General features: G+C 66.0%; 14 protein-coding genes, 1 tRNA gene and 2 pseudogenes. 9 read left to right on the top strand and 8 right to left on the bottom strand.

Annotated elements, in window-relative coordinates; all coding sequences use genetic code 11:
* The first annotated feature begins 14 nt into the window (after window positions 1-14).
* On the top strand, window positions 15-602 hold the full coding sequence (locus ASE12_RS14105; protein ID WP_162255497.1) for a TetR/AcrR family transcriptional regulator: 588 nt from the start codon (window positions 15-17) through the stop codon (window positions 600-602).
* A 33-nt stretch (window positions 603-635) separates the two neighbouring features.
* Here ASE12_RS14105 and ASE12_RS14100 read toward each other — a convergent pair whose 3' ends face one another.
* Window positions 636-2,027 (bottom strand): FAD-dependent oxidoreductase, encoded by a 1,392-nt coding sequence (locus ASE12_RS14100; RefSeq protein WP_056401844.1) that lies wholly within the window; start codon window positions 2,025-2,027, stop codon window positions 636-638.
* Between the two features lie 117 nt (window positions 2,028-2,144).
* On the opposite strand from ASE12_RS14100, the gene ASE12_RS14095 reads away from it, so the two are divergent.
* The 4 genes and pseudogenes from ASE12_RS14095 (at window position 2,145) to ASE12_RS14080 (ending at window position 6,466) form a co-directional block, all read left to right on the top strand.
* Complete coding sequence (locus ASE12_RS14095; protein ID WP_056401841.1) at window positions 2,145-3,524, top strand: FAD-binding oxidoreductase; 1,380 nt, start codon at window positions 2,145-2,147, stop codon at window positions 3,522-3,524.
* A gap of 132 nt (window positions 3,525-3,656) precedes the next feature.
* Window positions 3,657-4,319 carry a TetR/AcrR family transcriptional regulator gene (locus ASE12_RS14090; RefSeq protein ID WP_056401839.1) on the top strand — a complete coding sequence of 221 codons (663 nt, stop codon included), beginning with the start codon at window positions 3,657-3,659 and terminating at the stop codon, window positions 4,317-4,319.
* Between the two features lie 443 nt (window positions 4,320-4,762).
* Window positions 4,763-5,335: pseudogene (locus ASE12_RS20790) on the top strand (transposase); the annotation flags it as partial.
* Between the two features lie 43 nt (window positions 5,336-5,378).
* Window positions 5,379-6,466, top strand: a pseudogene (locus ASE12_RS14080) (IS110 family transposase).
* Between the two features lie 632 nt (window positions 6,467-7,098).
* Here ASE12_RS14080 and ASE12_RS14070 read toward each other — a convergent pair.
* Both ASE12_RS14070 and ASE12_RS20785 read right to left on the bottom strand, forming a co-directional pair.
* The gene (locus ASE12_RS14070; protein WP_056404855.1) at window positions 7,099-7,701 is read right to left on the bottom strand and encodes a mobile mystery protein B; all 603 of its coding nucleotides are present in this window, start codon (window positions 7,699-7,701) and stop codon (window positions 7,099-7,101) included.
* Between the two features lie 108 nt (window positions 7,702-7,809).
* Window positions 7,810-8,334: a mobile mystery protein A gene (locus ASE12_RS20785; protein WP_200955027.1), complete on the bottom strand. Its 525-nt coding sequence runs from the start codon at window positions 8,332-8,334 to the stop codon at window positions 7,810-7,812.
* Between the two features lie 538 nt (window positions 8,335-8,872).
* Between ASE12_RS20785 and ASE12_RS20780 the strand changes: the two genes are divergently transcribed.
* Both ASE12_RS20780 and ASE12_RS14060 read left to right on the top strand, forming a co-directional pair.
* A complete protein-coding gene (locus ASE12_RS20780; protein ID WP_056210020.1) occupies window positions 8,873-9,052 on the top strand; it encodes an AlpA family transcriptional regulator in 180 nt (59 codons plus the stop codon).
* Window positions 9,052-10,128 carry a tyrosine-type recombinase/integrase gene (locus ASE12_RS14060; protein ID WP_056401825.1) on the top strand — a complete coding sequence of 359 codons (1,077 nt, stop codon included), beginning with the start codon at window positions 9,052-9,054 and terminating at the stop codon, window positions 10,126-10,128. Before ASE12_RS20780 ends, ASE12_RS14060 begins: the two co-directional genes overlap by 1 nt.
* A gap of 7 nt (window positions 10,129-10,135) precedes the next feature.
* Here ASE12_RS14060 and ASE12_RS14055 read toward each other — a convergent pair.
* A tRNA-Thr gene (locus ASE12_RS14055) sits at window positions 10,136-10,208 on the bottom strand.
* Between the two features lie 96 nt (window positions 10,209-10,304).
* On the opposite strand from ASE12_RS14055, the gene ASE12_RS14050 reads away from it, so the two are divergent.
* Window positions 10,305-10,595 (top strand): chorismate mutase, encoded by a 291-nt coding sequence (locus tag ASE12_RS14050; protein WP_082582276.1) that lies wholly within the window; start codon window positions 10,305-10,307, stop codon window positions 10,593-10,595.
* 33 nt (window positions 10,596-10,628) lie between these two features.
* Window positions 10,629-11,147 (top strand): DUF937 domain-containing protein, encoded by a 519-nt coding sequence (locus tag ASE12_RS14045; RefSeq protein WP_056401821.1) that lies wholly within the window; start codon window positions 10,629-10,631, stop codon window positions 11,145-11,147.
* Here ASE12_RS14045 and ASE12_RS14040 read toward each other — a convergent pair.
* The 4 genes from ASE12_RS14040 to ASE12_RS14025 are packed head-to-tail and all read right to left on the bottom strand — an operon-like array spanning window position 11,144 to window position 15,341.
* On the bottom strand, window positions 11,144-12,697 hold the full coding sequence (locus ASE12_RS14040) for an alpha/beta hydrolase (RefSeq protein WP_162255494.1): 1,554 nt from the start codon (window positions 12,695-12,697) through the stop codon (window positions 11,144-11,146). The genes ASE12_RS14045 and ASE12_RS14040 overlap by 4 nt on opposite strands.
* Entirely contained in the window at window positions 12,694-13,836 is a 1,143-nt protein-coding gene (locus tag ASE12_RS14035; protein WP_056404852.1) for a DNA polymerase III subunit delta', read from the bottom strand. Before ASE12_RS14035 ends, ASE12_RS14040 begins: the two co-directional genes overlap by 4 nt.
* A complete protein-coding gene (gene tmk, locus ASE12_RS14030; protein ID WP_056401815.1) occupies window positions 13,833-14,474 on the bottom strand; it encodes a dTMP kinase in 642 nt (213 codons plus the stop codon). The genes ASE12_RS14035 and tmk overlap by 4 nt, the downstream gene beginning before the upstream one ends.
* 9 nt (window positions 14,475-14,483) lie before the next feature.
* Window positions 14,484-15,341, bottom strand: coding sequence for a methyltransferase domain-containing protein (locus ASE12_RS14025; RefSeq protein ID WP_157412936.1), 858 nt, complete (start codon window positions 15,339-15,341; stop codon window positions 14,484-14,486).
* Window positions 15,342-15,378 lie beyond the last annotated feature (37 nt).

Here is a 15,378-nt window from a genome sequence, read left to right as displayed (position 1 = left end):
GCAGACGGAGCCTGGTGGACGAGCGCCGAGCGCAGATCATCGAGGAAGCGGCCAAGACCATCGGTAGGTACGGGCTCGAGGGCGCGACCCAGGAACGGATTGCCGAAGATTGCGGATTGAGCCGCAGTCACATTCGGCACTACGTCGGGAACCGCGACAGCCTCATCGAGGCCGTTTGGGACTACGTCATCACCCCGTACGTCCAAGCAGCTGAGGACTTTCGCGACCGAGCAGACCCGACGGCCACCCTGGCGGAAATGATCGACTACCTGTTCGGGCCCGAGATGGAGCACAACGATGACGACGCAGTCATCAATGCGCTGACCACCGGCGCCATGAAGGATGCATCGCTTCGAGATCGCCTATACGGCACCCAGGTGCGCATCGAGGAAGCCATGGCCCAAACACTTCGCAAGGCCGCGCCCGATGCCACTCTGGAGCGCGCGACGGACGTCGCATACACGCTTCTCAGCGTGGCGATCGGTTCGTCCAGCCTGAGCGCCCTCCCGTTCCCCGCATCGCGCCGGCTGGCAGCTCGCCGCTACGCAGAGATACTGATCGACACATTCGTCCAAGAGTCCGGCGCCGTCGTCTCGACCTGACGGGCGAGCCGATCAGCAGGTTGTCACCCCCGCTCAGGGTCGCAAACCGGTCGACGCGTCGCGAAGGTCCAGCAGGACCTCGTCGGCCATCCGGCGACCCACCCGGATTCCCCCGTCCACGTGAAGATAGCCGGGCCCCACCACATCGCTGCTTCCGAACCTGATCGGGCCCACCGGCTCGTTGACCAGATGACCGAAGCGAGACAGGGAGCCCACGCCGAACGTCGTGCCGTAGGCGCCCCCCGTCCACTCCTCGCCAAGCCATGGGCTCTCGGAATAGCCAACGGGGTCCAGCGCCTGCGGTCCGAAGTACGACGCCAAGGACGCGAGGACCGCTGCCTGGCGATCGGCCGGTGACAGGTCGACGACGCTGTCGACGTTCACGTCTGAGATGAATCCGACGATGATTCCGTGCGAGTCACCGATGTCGTCGTTCGTGTTGTCGTACGCCTCGTGGACCAGCTCGTAAGGGCTCTGGGCAGTTCCCGACAGGCCAGCGGCTCGCCAGAACGGCGTCGCATACACCGCATTGATCTTGATGACCGAGCCGATCGACTGGTGGTCCCGGAGCTGCAGATGAAGCGGCGGGAGGCTGGGGACGAACCGCATCGCTCGGACCACGTGGGGTGGCGTGGCGACGATGACCCGCCGCGCCATATAAGTCTGATCCCCCGCCACGACCGTGGCACCCTCGGATGTCCACTCGATCCTTGCGACCGGCGCCGAGCAGACGACAGCATCGCCCAACTCCTCCGCGAGGCGGGACGGTATCTGCGCCAGACCGCCGGAAACCCGGAAGTCGAGGACCACGTTCTCATCGGCCAGCGCGCTGAAGCTCCCCACGCTTGCCGCCAGGGTCACGGCGGAGAGGGCGGAGAACGAGTAGGCCGGCTTGGTGAGCATGGCCGGACCAGCGCACGCGGCGATGTTGTCGTGCGCCTCCCTGTCAGTGGTGTGATCCGCGATCCAGGCGTCGAACGTGATCTGATCCAGGGCCGCAGCGTGCGGGCTCTCCCACGGCGCCGCCGGGTCGATCGATGCTGCCAACTGGTCCAGGACGTCGATCAACCGGTCGATCTCGATGGCCGTGGTGCTCGAGACCGGCAGCGCGACCCCGTCATAGGTGTTCCGATCACCGTCCCGGTCGACGTACACGCTGGAGCCGTGCCTGTAGCGGGAGAAGGTCTCGATGCCGAGCTCGTCCAGCAGTCCGAGAACCTGGTCCTGGTCCGCCGACACCCACTGCCCCCCGAGCTCCACTCTCACATCGTCGATGGTGGTCGTTCTCAGCCGTCCTCCGACGGTCTCGCGAGCCTCGAGGACGAGCACCGACGCCCCGCCCGCCCGGAGCCGCACAGCAGAGGACAGCCCGGTCACTCCCGCGCCGACCACGATCACGTCCACGTCCTGCTCGATGTCGCTCATTGTTTCTCCGCATCCTTTGGTATGGCCGTACTAGTATGGCGATACCATACAGACATTCGCTCGTGCGCGACCCGAGCGAGGCATCATCCCGCGAGCAACCATGGACAAGGAACGACGATGACTCGATCGCACGACGAAGCCGTCTCCCATTGGTGGCAGGACCTGGGCACGATGGTCGACCGACCGCGACTCGAGGAGCGCATCGATGCTGACGTGTGCATCGTGGGTGCCGGGCTCACCGGTTTGTGGACGGCCTACTACCTGAAGGAACGCGATCCTTCACTTCGAGTCGTCGTGGTCGAGGCCGAGTTCGCCGGGTTCGGGGCGTCCGGACGCAACGGTGGATGGCTGACCAACTCGGTGACTGGCGGCGTCGATCAATACGTCGCACGTCACGGACGTGCTGCCGCTGCCCGACAGCAGGCCGCCATGAACCAGAGCGTCGACGAAGTCATTCGTGTGGCCGCGACCGAAGGGATCTCCGCCGACATCAGGAAGGGGGGCGAGCTGATCGTGGCACGCAACGCCGCCCAGCTCGCTCGAGTCGAGGCCGATCTCGCGCACGCCACCTCCTGGCCCGGCACCGACTGGCAGGCCTGGAGTGCCGACGAGGTGCGCGACAAGATCCAGGTTCGAGGCGCACTCGGCGGGATGTGGCACCCTCACTGCGCCACGCTCCACCCGGCAAAGCTGGTCAGTGGGCTGGCGCGGGTGGTCGAACGACGGGGCGTGACGATCTACGAGAACAGTCCGGCCGAAGACATCTCTCCGGGAATCGTGCGGACGACTACCGGCGCGGTGAGGGCACGATCGATCATCCGTGCGACCGAGGGCTTCACCTCGCAGATCTCCGGACACCGTCGGACGTGGCTGCCGATGAACTCGTCGATGATCGCCACCGCTCCCTTGGATGCCCACAACTGGGAGACCATCGGATGGAAGGCCGGCGAGGCGCTGGCCGACTCAGCCCACATGTACATCTACGCTCAACGCACCGCGGACGACCGCATCGCCATCGGCGGTCGTGGCGTTCCCTACAAGTTCGGGTCTCGCTTCGACGCTGCCGGAGCCACACCGCGATCGACGATCGAGACGCTGACCAAGGTCCTTCACGACCTCTTCCCGACGACGAAGGGAATCCCCGTCGATCGAGCCTGGTCCGGAGTCCTCGGCGTCCCGCGAGACTGGTCGGCCACGGTTACGTACGATCCGGTCACCGGTCTGGGTCACGCCGGCGGATATGTCGGAACCGGCGTGTCGACCACGAACCTGTCGGGTCGAACCTTGAGTGACCTGGTGCTGGGGCGGCAGACAGAGCTGACCTCTCTGCCATGGGTGGGACACACAGCCCGCCGGTGGGAGCCCGAGCCGCTTCGGTGGCTCGGGGTCTCGTCGATATACGGCGCATACAAGGCGGCTGACCGCGCTGAGTGGGGTGGGCGTCCGGGTACATCCCGGTGGGCGAGGATCGCGAACTCGGTGTCGGGTCGCCAGTAGCTGCTTTGCCGGTCGATGCTTCCTGATGGTCGAATCCCATCGGGGCACGGTCGACCATCCTCATCGCTTGTACTCTCGGCACAGCCGCAGCACATACGTGGCGCTCGTGTCTCAGCGAAGGAGGAGCCGACGATGTCCGAGGCCGCCCGCGATCCGCAGCCTGCCGAGACGAGCCGGTCACGCAGGCGGCGCGCCGGGGTCAACCAGGACTCGGTGCTCGATGCTGTCTGCGAGGTCATCGCCGAACGAGGTTGGGAAGGCACGAGATACACTGACGTGGCCCAGCGTGCGAACATCGCCATCGGCAGCCTCCAGTACCAGTTCGGCAACCGTGAACGCATGATGGCAGCAGCGCTCGGGCACCGGACGCGTCAGATTCTCGACGAGGTCAGCCGCGAGGCCGAGGCGATCGAGGATCCTGTGGATCGGCTCGCCTGGATCGCATCCTGCCTGGTCTCGGGCGTTGCCTCCGATGAAGCTGCCGGAACCGAGTGGTTCATCTGGACCGAGTACTGGCGCGCGGCCCTACGCGACGACAACCTCCGTGCCGAGGCCGCGAGAAACTACCGCGAGTGGGTCGCCCTCGTCGCCAGAGGAATCGAGGACTGCGTGACCGCGGGCCTCGTCACCTCAGACCTGGACGCGGCCGAGGTCGCGACCAGCCTCGTCGCTCTTGGCGACGGCCTCGGCGTGCAGGTGTCGTTGGACGCTTCAGGGCTGACCTGGGCGCAGGCTGGCGCCGTCGTCCGCAACTCGCTGGCGAGAGCGCTTGGCCACCCCGACCTCTTCGGTTGAGGGCGCAGGCTTCGGGATCACCGAATGCTCACTCGCAGCACCGGCGGCCGCTCCTTGGTCGAGATCAGGGTTAGCGCGGTCCGCGGTTTCGGACACGCTCAACGCCGGCTGGGCCTCATGGCGTGCATCGCTTGAGGGAGCAACCGGACAAGGTCGTCGTAGTCGTACTTGCGTCTCTCTTCGTGGGTCGAGCCGGGGTGAGTGCCGTTGCCGTAGAACCAGACCCGCACGGGGATGTCGTGCTTGCGCAGGGCCACGAGGAAGTTCGCAGCGCTCTGACCCACATCGGCGTGGTCTCCACCGCCCGCCTCGCCGGCGACGAAAGCGGACGCAAGGCCTTCGAAGCCGAACTCCGCCGCCTACACCCCAACATAAGGACGCCACATCAACGCTTTCAACTTGACCGCGATCACTTCTCGACCTGCCGTTGAAGACCTGTGTCGATGCGATTCGCGAGCTGCGCTGCTCTGCGCCCAGACACCGAACCAACATCCACACACCTCTTGCATTTCTGGGAGGGTCGTTTCGTCCGTACGTATCTGTGCGGGCCCGCGACGTCGTCGGGAAGGCCCCACCTCTTGCTGCCCACCGGGCTGGTGTGGCTCTCAGAATGGTTGCCTCCCGGCGGCGGACAGTGGTCGGGGGTGACGCTCAATAGAGGCTTGGAACGTCCCGAGAAATGCCTGCGCACTCCGTCCTCAGCGGACCATTCCCGAGATGGAGGAACATCGTTGTTCGCAGGAATCGACACCCACAAAGACACCCTCGCGCTGGCGATCATCGACGACTGCGGACGGCCCAGAGTCGTTGATGAAGTGCCCAACACCAACAGCGGCTTCGCCCGACTTGAGCACCTGCTCGCCCATCACGACGTGGTTCGTGTTGGCATCGAAGGGTCCGGAAGCTACGGCCGCGCGATCGCGATCCACCTGGCCATCGCCAGCCCGAAGCTGACCGTTGTCGAGGTCCCCACGCGAATGACAGCGCGTGAGCGCGGCACGCAACCGGGCAAGGGCNACTCCGTCCTCAGCGGACCATTCCCGAGATGGAGGAACATCGTTGTTCGCAGGAATCGACACCCACAAAGACACCCTCGCGCTGGCGATCATCGACGACGGCGGACGGCCCAGAGTCGTTGATGAAGTGCCCAACACCAACAGCGGTTTCGCCCGACTTGAGCACCTGCTCGAGCATCACGACGTGGTTCGTGTTGGCATCGAAGGGTCCGGGAGTTACGGACGCGCTATCGCGATCCACCTGGCCATCGCCAGCCCGAAGCTGACCGTTGTCGAGGTCCCCACGCGAATGACAGCGCGTGAGCGCGGCACGCAACCGGGCAAGGGCAAGACCGACCCGGTCGACGCGGTTGCGATCGCCCGGATCACCGCCCGCGAGCACAACCTGCCACCGGTCCGTCTCACCGTCGGCCCGGCCGCTGACCTGCGCGCGCTGATGGCCTACCGCGACCAGCTGGTCACCGAACGCACWGCCACCACCAACCGCGTCCACGCCGACCTGCTCGGCCTGCGGCCCGGATTCCAAGCCAAGATCCCCGCCCTCGGGCTCAAGTGGCAGGTCAACGCAGCCCTGGCGCTGTTGGACGAAGATGACTCGGTCCGGGCCATTCTCTGCGTCCGCCGGCTGCAGCGCGTCCAGCAAATCGACGCCGAGATCCTCGACATCACCAAGCAGATCACCGCCCTGGTCGAAGCGTCCGGATCCACTCTCACTGACCTCTACGGGGTCGGGCCGCTGGTCGCCGCCAGGTTCCTGGCCGAAGTCGTCGATGTCCGCCGCTACCCCAACCGCAACACCTTCGCCTCAGCGAACGGCACCGCTCCCTGCCAGCATCGTCGGGACGAACGGTGCGGCACCGATTGAACCGCGGCGGGAACCGGCAACTCAACCGCGCCCTCTACACGATCGCGATCACCCAGATCCGAGCCGACACCGAGGGCCGGGCCTACTACGACCGCAAACGAGCCGCCGGCAAGACCAGCCGCGAGGCCGTCCGTTGCCTCAAACGACGACTGTCCGACCAAGTCTTCAAAACCATGCGACGCGACCTCGAGACGGTCGCCGACTTGGTGGTGGATGCGGCCGACGCAAACGAGGCACGACTGAATGCCCAGAGGCAAGCTGCGTGACAGGGCTCCCAGCCTCAACCCTGCTCTTCGCTGAAGCGATCGGGCCGCACCCACCAGTCAGCACGATAGTTCGAGCACGCCTCTTTACATAGAGGCCCATTCTCGGTGTCCCCTTGCGTCCGTACGAAAGGCCTTAGGGATCATGGATACAGACAGCGAGCGCGAAACGCGCCGAGAGAATGGACAAAAAGTTGCGGGGGGAACGTGTCCTCGGTGCGGTAGAGATGTGGAGCGAAAGGCGACCGGGAGACCGCCAATCTGGTGCTCGCAGGCATGCCGGAGAGCCGCGTACGAGGAACGCCGCGCGGCCGCTCGAGGCGCTATCGCCATCGAAGTGGTCGACCGCGTGGAGACTCGGGAGCATCCTCTCAGCACCTGCGTCGACCGCACCTTGGCGTCACCTGCGGGATGCCGTCGTGTGGTCTACGAGTTGGCGCGTCTCGGCCGCGAACGAGTTCTGCAGTCTGATCCCAAATGGGAGTCGACCTACAACGCCATACGCAACGGACTCATGGACGCCATATACACGCCGTTCGACAGACGTCAGCAGCCCGGCGTCTGAAGCGGAGCAGCCCGCCCGCTTGGGCGCAGCCGCACAGCGCTCTGAATAGGGACGCGCTATTGGCCTAGCGTCAGGAACGCACAAAGGAGAGCAGCAGCTCGTATTCGCCTCTATCGCCTGCGCGCAACGCCGTTAGGTACGCGGCCCGCACCTCAGTTTCGGTGCTTAGAGCGTTACGGTGGCCGCTTCCCCAAGTGAACTCGGAAGCTCCACGTTCTCTCAGGATGAGGTCGGTCATGAACCGGGAATGGCGTCCGTTACCGTTCGCGAACGGGTGGATGGCGACGAGCCTGTGGTGGAACCTGACGGCTGCCGCATCGAGGGTCGAGTCTGATTCATCGGCGAACCAGTATTTGGCGTCCTCGACCAAGTTCCGGACTTCGACGCTGATATAGATCGGGTCGATGCCAATGGACTTTTCGGTGCGCCGGTAGGTGCCGGCCCAACTCCAAACCTGGCCGAAGAGGTCCTTGTGAAGGTCACGGACAGTTTTGTCGTCGAGTAGCTGATCGAGTTTGTTCCGCCGCTTGGTCCACTTGCTCTGCCCGGACAGAATGTTGTCCGCTTCAGCTTCGTTTAGGTCGCCCCGAGTGGTGACCCACGACTGTTTTAGGCCCGCAAGCTCCTCTTCCTCGAGCGGGGTCGCGCCGGGTGGCTCCTCGCCCAGGTCCATGATCACCACTGAACCGCTAAGTATCGGAGCTCGCCGACAACGACGGCGTGCATCTCGGTCGGGTCGTGAACAGGATGATGATGAACACGAGGATGAGCAGCATGATGCTCATGCTCCTGTTCCAGCCCTCGTTCGTTCAGCGGAGGTTGAGTGGGCGTCGGCGTGAACGCTCCATAGCCCTGGCATCGTCAGGTACATGCTTGCGAGGTCCCTGACTCGCTTTTCAAGCTGCTCGTTGTTGAGCGCCTGGTCCTCAAGAGCCATCGTGTGAGCAACCCGACCCATTCGCTCAAGAGCACGGGTGCGCGCCTGTTCGTTGACCATCTCTCCCAGTGACCGTCGAGGCACTAGCGCGTAAACCACGTCACACTCCAACGCATCAGCGGCCCGCTGCAGTGTGTCGAGTCGGACGCTGCCCCTTCGTTCATTGCTCTCGAGCCTGGTAAGAGTCGGCTGAGAGACACCCATGCGGTTAGCCAGGTCCTCCGCGCGCATCCCGAGCGCCTCACGGATCGCACGCACCCAGCCACCGTGTGGCCTTGCGCCCTTCGCCGGGAGCTGGCGCCACGCCTCGAATCTTTCGTCAAGGGTCGCGCGGGCACGAGCCTGAGTTCGAAATCGATCAGTCACCATGCGAGACACTCCCAGATGCGTTACAACGTATGAAAAAGGTAGTTTTCCATGCATTAGAGTACATGAAGATTCGGCTTTCACATACGTTTGCGCGTATGAATTTCCGAATTCTTCATACGCTCCTGACTATCTGCTGACAGGTGCTAGACCGTTCATCCCAGAGCCCGATGGCCGCCAGCCTGGGTCATTTTCGCCGCGATTGCTTGGTCTATAACATCCCGGTTATCTGATTCGCAACGACACCTGCGGTCCTAACCCTGCGACATCGACCCTCGTCGGAGTCCTGATCGATCAAACGGCGCGACGGGCCGGGGGGAACGTTCCCCCCGGAACGTCCCCCCGAAAGTTGAACGTTCCCTGGCCACTGGACCCGAGGAACGCGGCCTTGTGGTGTTAGCGCTATTCCACAGGGCGCAGGCATGCAACGGGTACTCCACAGATCGTGATCGAGCAGGTTCGTTCCCACCGCGACCGCTCGAGACTGGAGGGTCGAGCAGGTCGTAGAACTCACCGACAGTGGGAGAAAGGAACGATCGCCATGACAGAACTCAAACTGCTGTCGCCCACCGAGGTTTCGAAGATCCTCGGCGTCGCGACATCGACGTTGTGCCGGATGAGGCAGAACGGCACGGGACCGCGATGCGTGTGGGTCACCGACCACGCGCCTCGCTATCGCGAGGACGACTTGCTCGCCTACGTTGAATCACGAGCGTCCTGATGGGAATCCGACAGGATCGATCTGGCCGGTGGCGTGCTGAGCTCAAGTCTGGGCGCGAGTACGTCGCCGGCCGGACGTTCGACACCAAGCGGGAGGCCGAAGCTTGGCTGTCGCGTGAACGCGCGTCACTGGCCGGTGGTGTCGATCCTCGGGCTGGCAAGGTCTTGGTGAGGAAGGCGTTCGCAACGTGGCTGGTGGATCGCGAGGGCACCGTCGCGATCAAGACGACGAAGGCGGATCGATCAGTTCTCAAGGCCCTGCCGCCCGGCGTGGCCAATCTTCACGTCAACCGAGTGACCGACCGCGAGGTCCAGCGGTGCATCAACGACTGGTCCCGGCGCTATGCCGAGTCCACGGTCAAGCGATACCGAGCGACGCTGATGGCGTTCTTCGCGTCCTGCATCCATGAACGGATGGTCACGGTCAACCCGGTGTCGCGCACCCGAGTGCCAGCGCAGCTGACTCCGGCGGCGGAGATGATGCCGTTCTCGCGCCAAGAGCTGGAGGCCGTTCGCGACGAGATCGCCGTTCTGAATCCAGCCTTGGCCGATGCGGTCTGGCTCGCCGGGTGGACCGGCCTGCGGTGGTCGGAACTGCGCGAGGTGCGCGTCGCCGACTTCGTCGAGGTCCCCGTACCTCGGCTGGTGATCCGCCGCGCTCAGCCGGAGGGCATTGGCACAAAGCGGCCGAAGTCGGGGCGCACTCGTCACGTCCCCCTCGTCGACGCCGTCCTGCCACTGGTGAAGTCGATGACCGCTGGCAAGGGACCGAACGATCTGCTGGTGACCACCGAGAACGGTGCTCGCCTCTATGCCACCGCGTTCAAGAACTCGACGCATTGGGCGGAGACGGGACGAGGCCGGCGACTCCACGACCTGCGGCACACCGCCGCATGCCTGTGGCTCGAGGCCGGGGTCTCCCCCACGACTGTCCAGGCATGGATGGGACACGCGGATCTGACGACTACACAGCGATATCTTCACTACCTCGGGACAAGCGCCGACGAGACGGGATTGAACCGGTTGAACCAGTGGGGGCGCGCCGGGGGCGCGCGGCCTGCGGGGGAACATCAATAATTCGTTGAGCCGCTTGTCAGAATCGAACTGACGACCTTTTCATTACGAGTGAAACGCTCTACCGACTGAGCTAAAGCGGCCGAGGTTCGCCGGGGATCGCCCGCCGAACCGATCACTGAGTCTACCGGGTGATCGCTGCGACATCACATCGGCCTCTCCCCCGTAGAATCGCACTCGTGACCGACACCACGCAGGCCGAGCTCGAGGAGATCCGGGCGAGCATCGACAACATCGATGCTGCCCTCATCCATGTCCTGGCCGAGCGCTTCAAGTACACCAAGCGCGTCGGCAAGCTCAAGGCCGAGCACGACCTGCCGCCTGCGGATCCCGAGCGCGAGGCGCGCCAGATCACCCGGTTGCGAGCACTGGCGATCGAGGCGGACCTCGATCCGGCCTTCGCGGAGAAGTTCCTCAACTTCATCATCGACGAAGTGATTCATCACCACGAAGCCGTCCGGCAGCCCTAGCCTCCGGCCGAACGGCGGGTCTAGGGTGCGGTCATGGCTCTCGCAGACGACATCCTGGCCGACATCGACTCCAACACCCTCAACGACATCGCCCAGCAGGTCGGCGTCGAGCCCGACAAGCTCCAGGGCATCATCCGCGACAGCCTTCCGGCGCTGCTCGGCGGCATGGAGAAGAACGTGCAAAGCGGCGAGGGCGCAGCCTCGCTAGCGAACGCGCTCGGCCAGCATGCTGACGCCAACCCACTCGGCGACATGGGCTCGCTGATCAACGGGGTGCTGGGCAGCGGGATCCTGGAGAAGGTCCTCGGAGGTGCCGCCCCGGACGTCTCGGAAGCCATCGGCAACAAGGCCGGCGCGTCAGGCGTCGACGTCGAGAAGGTCCTCAAGATCGTCGCGCCGATCGTCATGGCCTACCTCGCCAAACGGCTCACGAGTGGCGGCAAAGCCGACCCCGACGTCGTGCAGAAAGAGGTCCAGAACGCGAGCACCGAGGCGAAGGCCCAGTCGCCGGACCTCGGATCGATCCTGGGCTCGATCCTCGGCAGCCGCTAGCTCTCCTTGCAGGTCAGGCCCTTCTGGGGCACGGTGCCCTTGGTGAAGAAGGCGTCGACCGCTCGGGTGATGCACTTGTTGCCGGACGTGTAGGCGGTGTGGCCGTCGCCCTCGCGGGTGACCAGCACGCCGGACGACAGCTGCTTGGCGAGCGACTCGGCCCACTCGTAGGGCGTCGCCGGATCGCGGGTCGTGCCCAGCACGAGGATCGGCGGAGCACCCTTGGCCTCGATCTTGGGCAGCGGGTTGGTCACCTTGATCGGCCAGTCGGCGCAGCCGAGCGCACCCCAACCTAGCGCCCGGCCGAAGACCGGCGAGACCTGCTCGAAGCGCGGGAGCGCGGCCTCGGTCTGCTGCACGGTCAGCCGATCGGGCGCGTCGAGGCAGTTGACGGCATAGATGACCTGGCCGAGGTTGCCACCGTAGGAGCCGTCCTGCTCGCGGTTGAAGTAGACGTCGGACAGCCGCAGGAGGATGCTGCCGTCGCCCTTGAACGCCGCCTCGAGCGCCTGGGTGAGGTAGGTCCACGTGGTCCGGTCGTAGAGCGTGACGGCGATGCCGTAGAACGCCTGGCCCTCGGTCAGCGGGCGGCCGGGCAGGGCCGACATCGGCTTGCCGTCGAGCTGCTTCATGAGGTCGGCGATCTTGCCGAGTCCCGCCTGCGCGTCGGAGCCGAGCGGGCACTTGGACTGCTTGACGCAGTCCTTGGCGTACGCGTCGAGGGCCCGCTGGAAGCCGGTGGTCTGGCCGAGGCTCGAGTCGACGGGCCCCAGCGCAGGATCGACGGCGCCGTCGAGCACCATGCGGCCGACCTTGGTCGGGAACAGCTGGGCGTAGACCGCGCCGAGCTCGGTGCCGTAGGAGGCGCCGAACCAGTCGAGCTTGGGCCGGCCGAGCAGCGCGCGTACGACGTCCATGTCCTTGGCGACCTCGACGGTGGAGACGTGCGCCGCGAGCTCGCCGGAGTTCTTCTCGCAGGCCTCGCCGAGGTCCTTGATGCTCTGGCGCAGCGCGGTGATCTCCGCGGGATCGTCGGGGTCGGGATCGGTCTCGGTGAACGCGTCGAACGCCTTGTCGGGCAGGCACTTGAGCGGCGAGCTCTCGGCGACGCCGCGGGGGTCGACGCCGACGATGTCGTACATCCTGCGGACGTCGTCGCCGAAGCTGGACTCCATGGTCTTGGCGAAGTCGACGGCCGACCCGCCCGGTCCGCCGGGGTTGACCAGGATGCTGCGCTTGGCCTTGCCGGAGGTGGCGGGATGGACGACGGCGCGCAGCCGGGTCGTCGCTCCGTCGGGCTTGGCGTAGTCGATAGGCACCTTGATCCAGGCGCACCTCGTGGAGTCGCCGCACCCGGACCAGGAGACCTTCTGGTTGTAGAACTTCGCGAGCCCGGACGGGGCTGATGCGGACGCGGTCGGCTTGGGCGCCGTCCAGTCGTCGCCGTCGTCGTTGTCGCGGGTCAGCGCCACTGCGACGAGCACGACGCCGGCGATCAGAGCGATGACGGCCACGACCGTGACCACGATGAATGTCCTGGAGCGAGTCACCGGCGAAGTCCCATCATCATGCGTTCGAGAGCGAGCAGTGGTGCGGCGTTGGCCGTCAAGGCGTTGCGACACTCGACGATGGCATCGATCGTGTGGATCGTCGACTCAGGCGTCCACACCCGGGCCAGGTCGTGGATGTCGTCGGCGACGTCGGCGTTGACGAGGTCGACGCCGGTCGCGCACTGCACGGCGAGGACGTCGCGGCAGAAGGACAGCAGGTCGAGCAGCACGCCGTCGATCGAGTCGCGGGCCATGCGCTTGCGCCGCCGGTCCTGGTCCTTCTGCAGTGTCGAGAGGGCGCCGGCGTAGCCGGGGGGACGCCGGCCTCGCTCCTCGACGCCCCACGTCGTCCGGAGGTCGTCGAGCTCACGCTCGTCGGCGGGGTCGCAGTAGTCCTTGGCCCGCGCCGTCGCCTCCTCATTGACCTGGTGCGCGGCGCGGAGGCAGTCACCGAGGTCGTGCAGGGAGACGGGGATCGACAGGATCGCCCGGCGACGCTCGCGTGCGCCGGCATCGCGGGCCAGGCCGCGAGCGCGGCCGATGTGTCCCTGGGATGCGGCGGCGACCGCGTGCGCCAGCTCCGGCTCGACCCCGTCACGGGTGACCAGGAGGCCGGTGATGGCCTCGGTCGACGGAGTCCTGAGCAGCACGCTGCGGGCCCGCGACCGGATGGTGACCGACACGTCGTCGACCGCAGGCGCGCACAGCATCCACACGGTCTGGCGCGACGGCTCCTCGATGGCCTTGAGCAGCGCGTTGGCCGCCTCGTCGGTGAGCCGGTCGGCGTCCTCGATGATGAGGATCTGCCAGCGTCCGAGCGCGGGCCGCAGCGCGGACGAGCGTACGTACTGGCGGATGTCCTTGACGCCGATCGAGAGGCCGTCGGTCGAGATCAGGGTGATGTCGGGGTGGCTGCCGGCGCGTGCGGTCGCGCACGAGTGGCACTCGCCGCAACCGCCGAGCTCACACTGCAGACCAGCGGCGAACGCCCGGGCGGCATTGGAGCGACCCGAGCCGGGAGGACCGGTGAAGAGCCAGGCATGCGTCATCGAACGGCCGTCACCGCCGGCCGAGGCGACCGCTGCCTGCAGGGTCTCCACGACTGGTTCCTGCCCGACCAGGTCCGACCACACGGTCATGCCGTCGCCTGCCCCAGCCACGGCTCGACGGCCGCGCGGATCTCGGCGTGGATCTCTGCGGGCGTGCCACCGCCACCGACCACGAGGTAGTGCTGCGGATCGGCGGCAGCCAGGTCGAGGAAGTGCTGGCGTACGCGTTGGTGGAACTCGAGCGGCTCGGACTCGATGCGATCGGCACCCTCGAAACGGAGATGCCCGATGGCCGGATCGATGTCGAGCACGATCGTGAGGTGCGGCCGCAGCGACGACGTCGCCCAGCGCGCGACGTGCTCGACCTCGGCGGAGTCGAGGTGGCGGCCGGCGCCCTGGTAGGCCAGCAGCGAGTCGACGTAGCGGTCGGTCAGCACGATCGTGCCCTCGGCGAGCGCGGGGAGGACGACCTGGTCGACGTGCTCGGCCTTGTCGGCGGCATAGAGCAGGACCTCGGTGCGTGGCGACAGCTCGCCGGTGTCGTTGTCGAGCACGATGTGGCGCAGGATCTTGCCGACCTCGGTGGCGCCGGGCTCACGAGTCAGCAGGACGCCGTGGCCGAGGCTCTCGAGCCACTCGACGAGCATGACGGCCTGCGTCGACTTGCCGGCACCCTCCCCACCCTCCAGAGCGAGGAACACCCCGGTTTCGGTGAAGAGCGGATCCATGGGGCGAGCCTACTCAGTGGCCCCGACGTCCTCCGAGGGCGCGTAGGCGTGACGGCCGAAGTACTGGACGATGCGGTCCATGTTGCTTCGCGAGCGAGTGAAGAGGACATAGCGCTTGCGGAGCCCGGCCGATCCCGTCGCGATCGCCGGCACCCGGAAGTCGAACCGCATGCGGCTCCGGCGGGCGATCACGCCGATCGCCTTAGGGCTGTAGTAGGACGTGTGGCCGCGCGAGTAGAGGTAGCGATGGTTGGCCACATTGCGACCGTCGTAGATATTGGTCGAGCAGACCAGCAGACCGTTGCGGGTGAGCAGCTTGAACAGCCGCGGGAACTCCGAGCGCGGATCCGTGAAGTGCTCGACGACCTCGCACGCGATGATCAGGTCGAACCGCTCGGACGTGCCTTCGGTGATGTTGAGGAAGTCGGCATCGACGCCGAGGTCGACGACATCGCTCATGACGACCCGGTCCACCGCCGGGAGCTTGGCGATGTGCTGGTAGTCGAGGCTGCGGCCGGCACCGAACACCATGACCTTGAGGCCCTGCCGTTGCAGGATGTCGACGCCCATCGCGGCCATGTGGAACTCGCGGCCCTGGTGCTCTGCCGTGCCGACGCGGGGCGAGAGGCGGAAGCTCTCGACCGACTCGAACGCCGTGTAGTCGACGGTGTTGGTGAAGTTGGAGACGTACTGGCAGCGCTGGCAGATGCGGATCTCGTAGGACCGCTTCTTGCGGTCGACGACCTGGGTGCGCGAACGCCGGGAGCCGCACACGAGACACGGCGGGGTGCGCAGTCTGCGGGCGACGACGCGAGCACCTTCCCTGGGATCGCGTACGAGCTGGGACACACGCTGGACGTCGACCATCGGTACACCGTAGCCGGACAGCGGTCGCACAGCCCAG

Origin of the sequence: Aeromicrobium sp. Root236, from assembly GCF_001428805.1 — a bacterium.
Lineage (GTDB): Bacteria > Actinomycetota > Actinomycetes > Propionibacteriales > Nocardioidaceae > Aeromicrobium.
This window is presented reverse-complemented; position numbering and strand designations above follow the sequence as displayed.

Bases quoted from the DNA above. Each gene is read 5' to 3' on its own strand.
- ASE12_RS14100 (WP_056401844.1), bottom strand. From the start codon at position 2,027: ATGAGCGACATCGAGCAGGACGTGGACGTGATCGTGGTCGGCGCGGGA.
- ASE12_RS14095 (WP_056401841.1), top strand. From the start codon at position 2,145: ATGACTCGATCGCACGACGAAGCCGTCTCCCATTGGTGGCAGGACCTG.
- ASE12_RS14090 (WP_056401839.1), top strand. From the start codon at position 3,657: ATGTCCGAGGCCGCCCGCGATCCGCAGCCTGCCGAGACGAGCCGGTCA.
- ASE12_RS14070 (WP_056404855.1), bottom strand. From the start codon at position 7,701: ATGGACCTGGGCGAGGAGCCACCCGGCGCGACCCCGCTCGAGGAAGAG.
- ASE12_RS20785 (WP_200955027.1), bottom strand. From the start codon at position 8,334: ATGGTGACTGATCGATTTCGAACTCAGGCTCGTGCCCGCGCGACCCTT.
- ASE12_RS20780 (WP_056210020.1), top strand. From the start codon at position 8,873: ATGACAGAACTCAAACTGCTGTCGCCCACCGAGGTTTCGAAGATCCTC.
- ASE12_RS14060 (WP_056401825.1), top strand. From the start codon at position 9,052: ATGGGAATCCGACAGGATCGATCTGGCCGGTGGCGTGCTGAGCTCAAG.
- ASE12_RS14045 (WP_056401821.1), top strand. From the start codon at position 10,629: ATGGCTCTCGCAGACGACATCCTGGCCGACATCGACTCCAACACCCTC.
- ASE12_RS14035 (WP_056404852.1), bottom strand. From the start codon at position 13,836: ATGACCGTGTGGTCGGACCTGGTCGGGCAGGAACCAGTCGTGGAGACC.
- tmk (WP_056401815.1), bottom strand. From the start codon at position 14,474: ATGGATCCGCTCTTCACCGAAACCGGGGTGTTCCTCGCTCTGGAGGGT.
- ASE12_RS14025 (WP_157412936.1), bottom strand. From the start codon at position 15,341: ATGGTCGACGTCCAGCGTGTGTCCCAGCTCGTACGCGATCCCAGGGAA.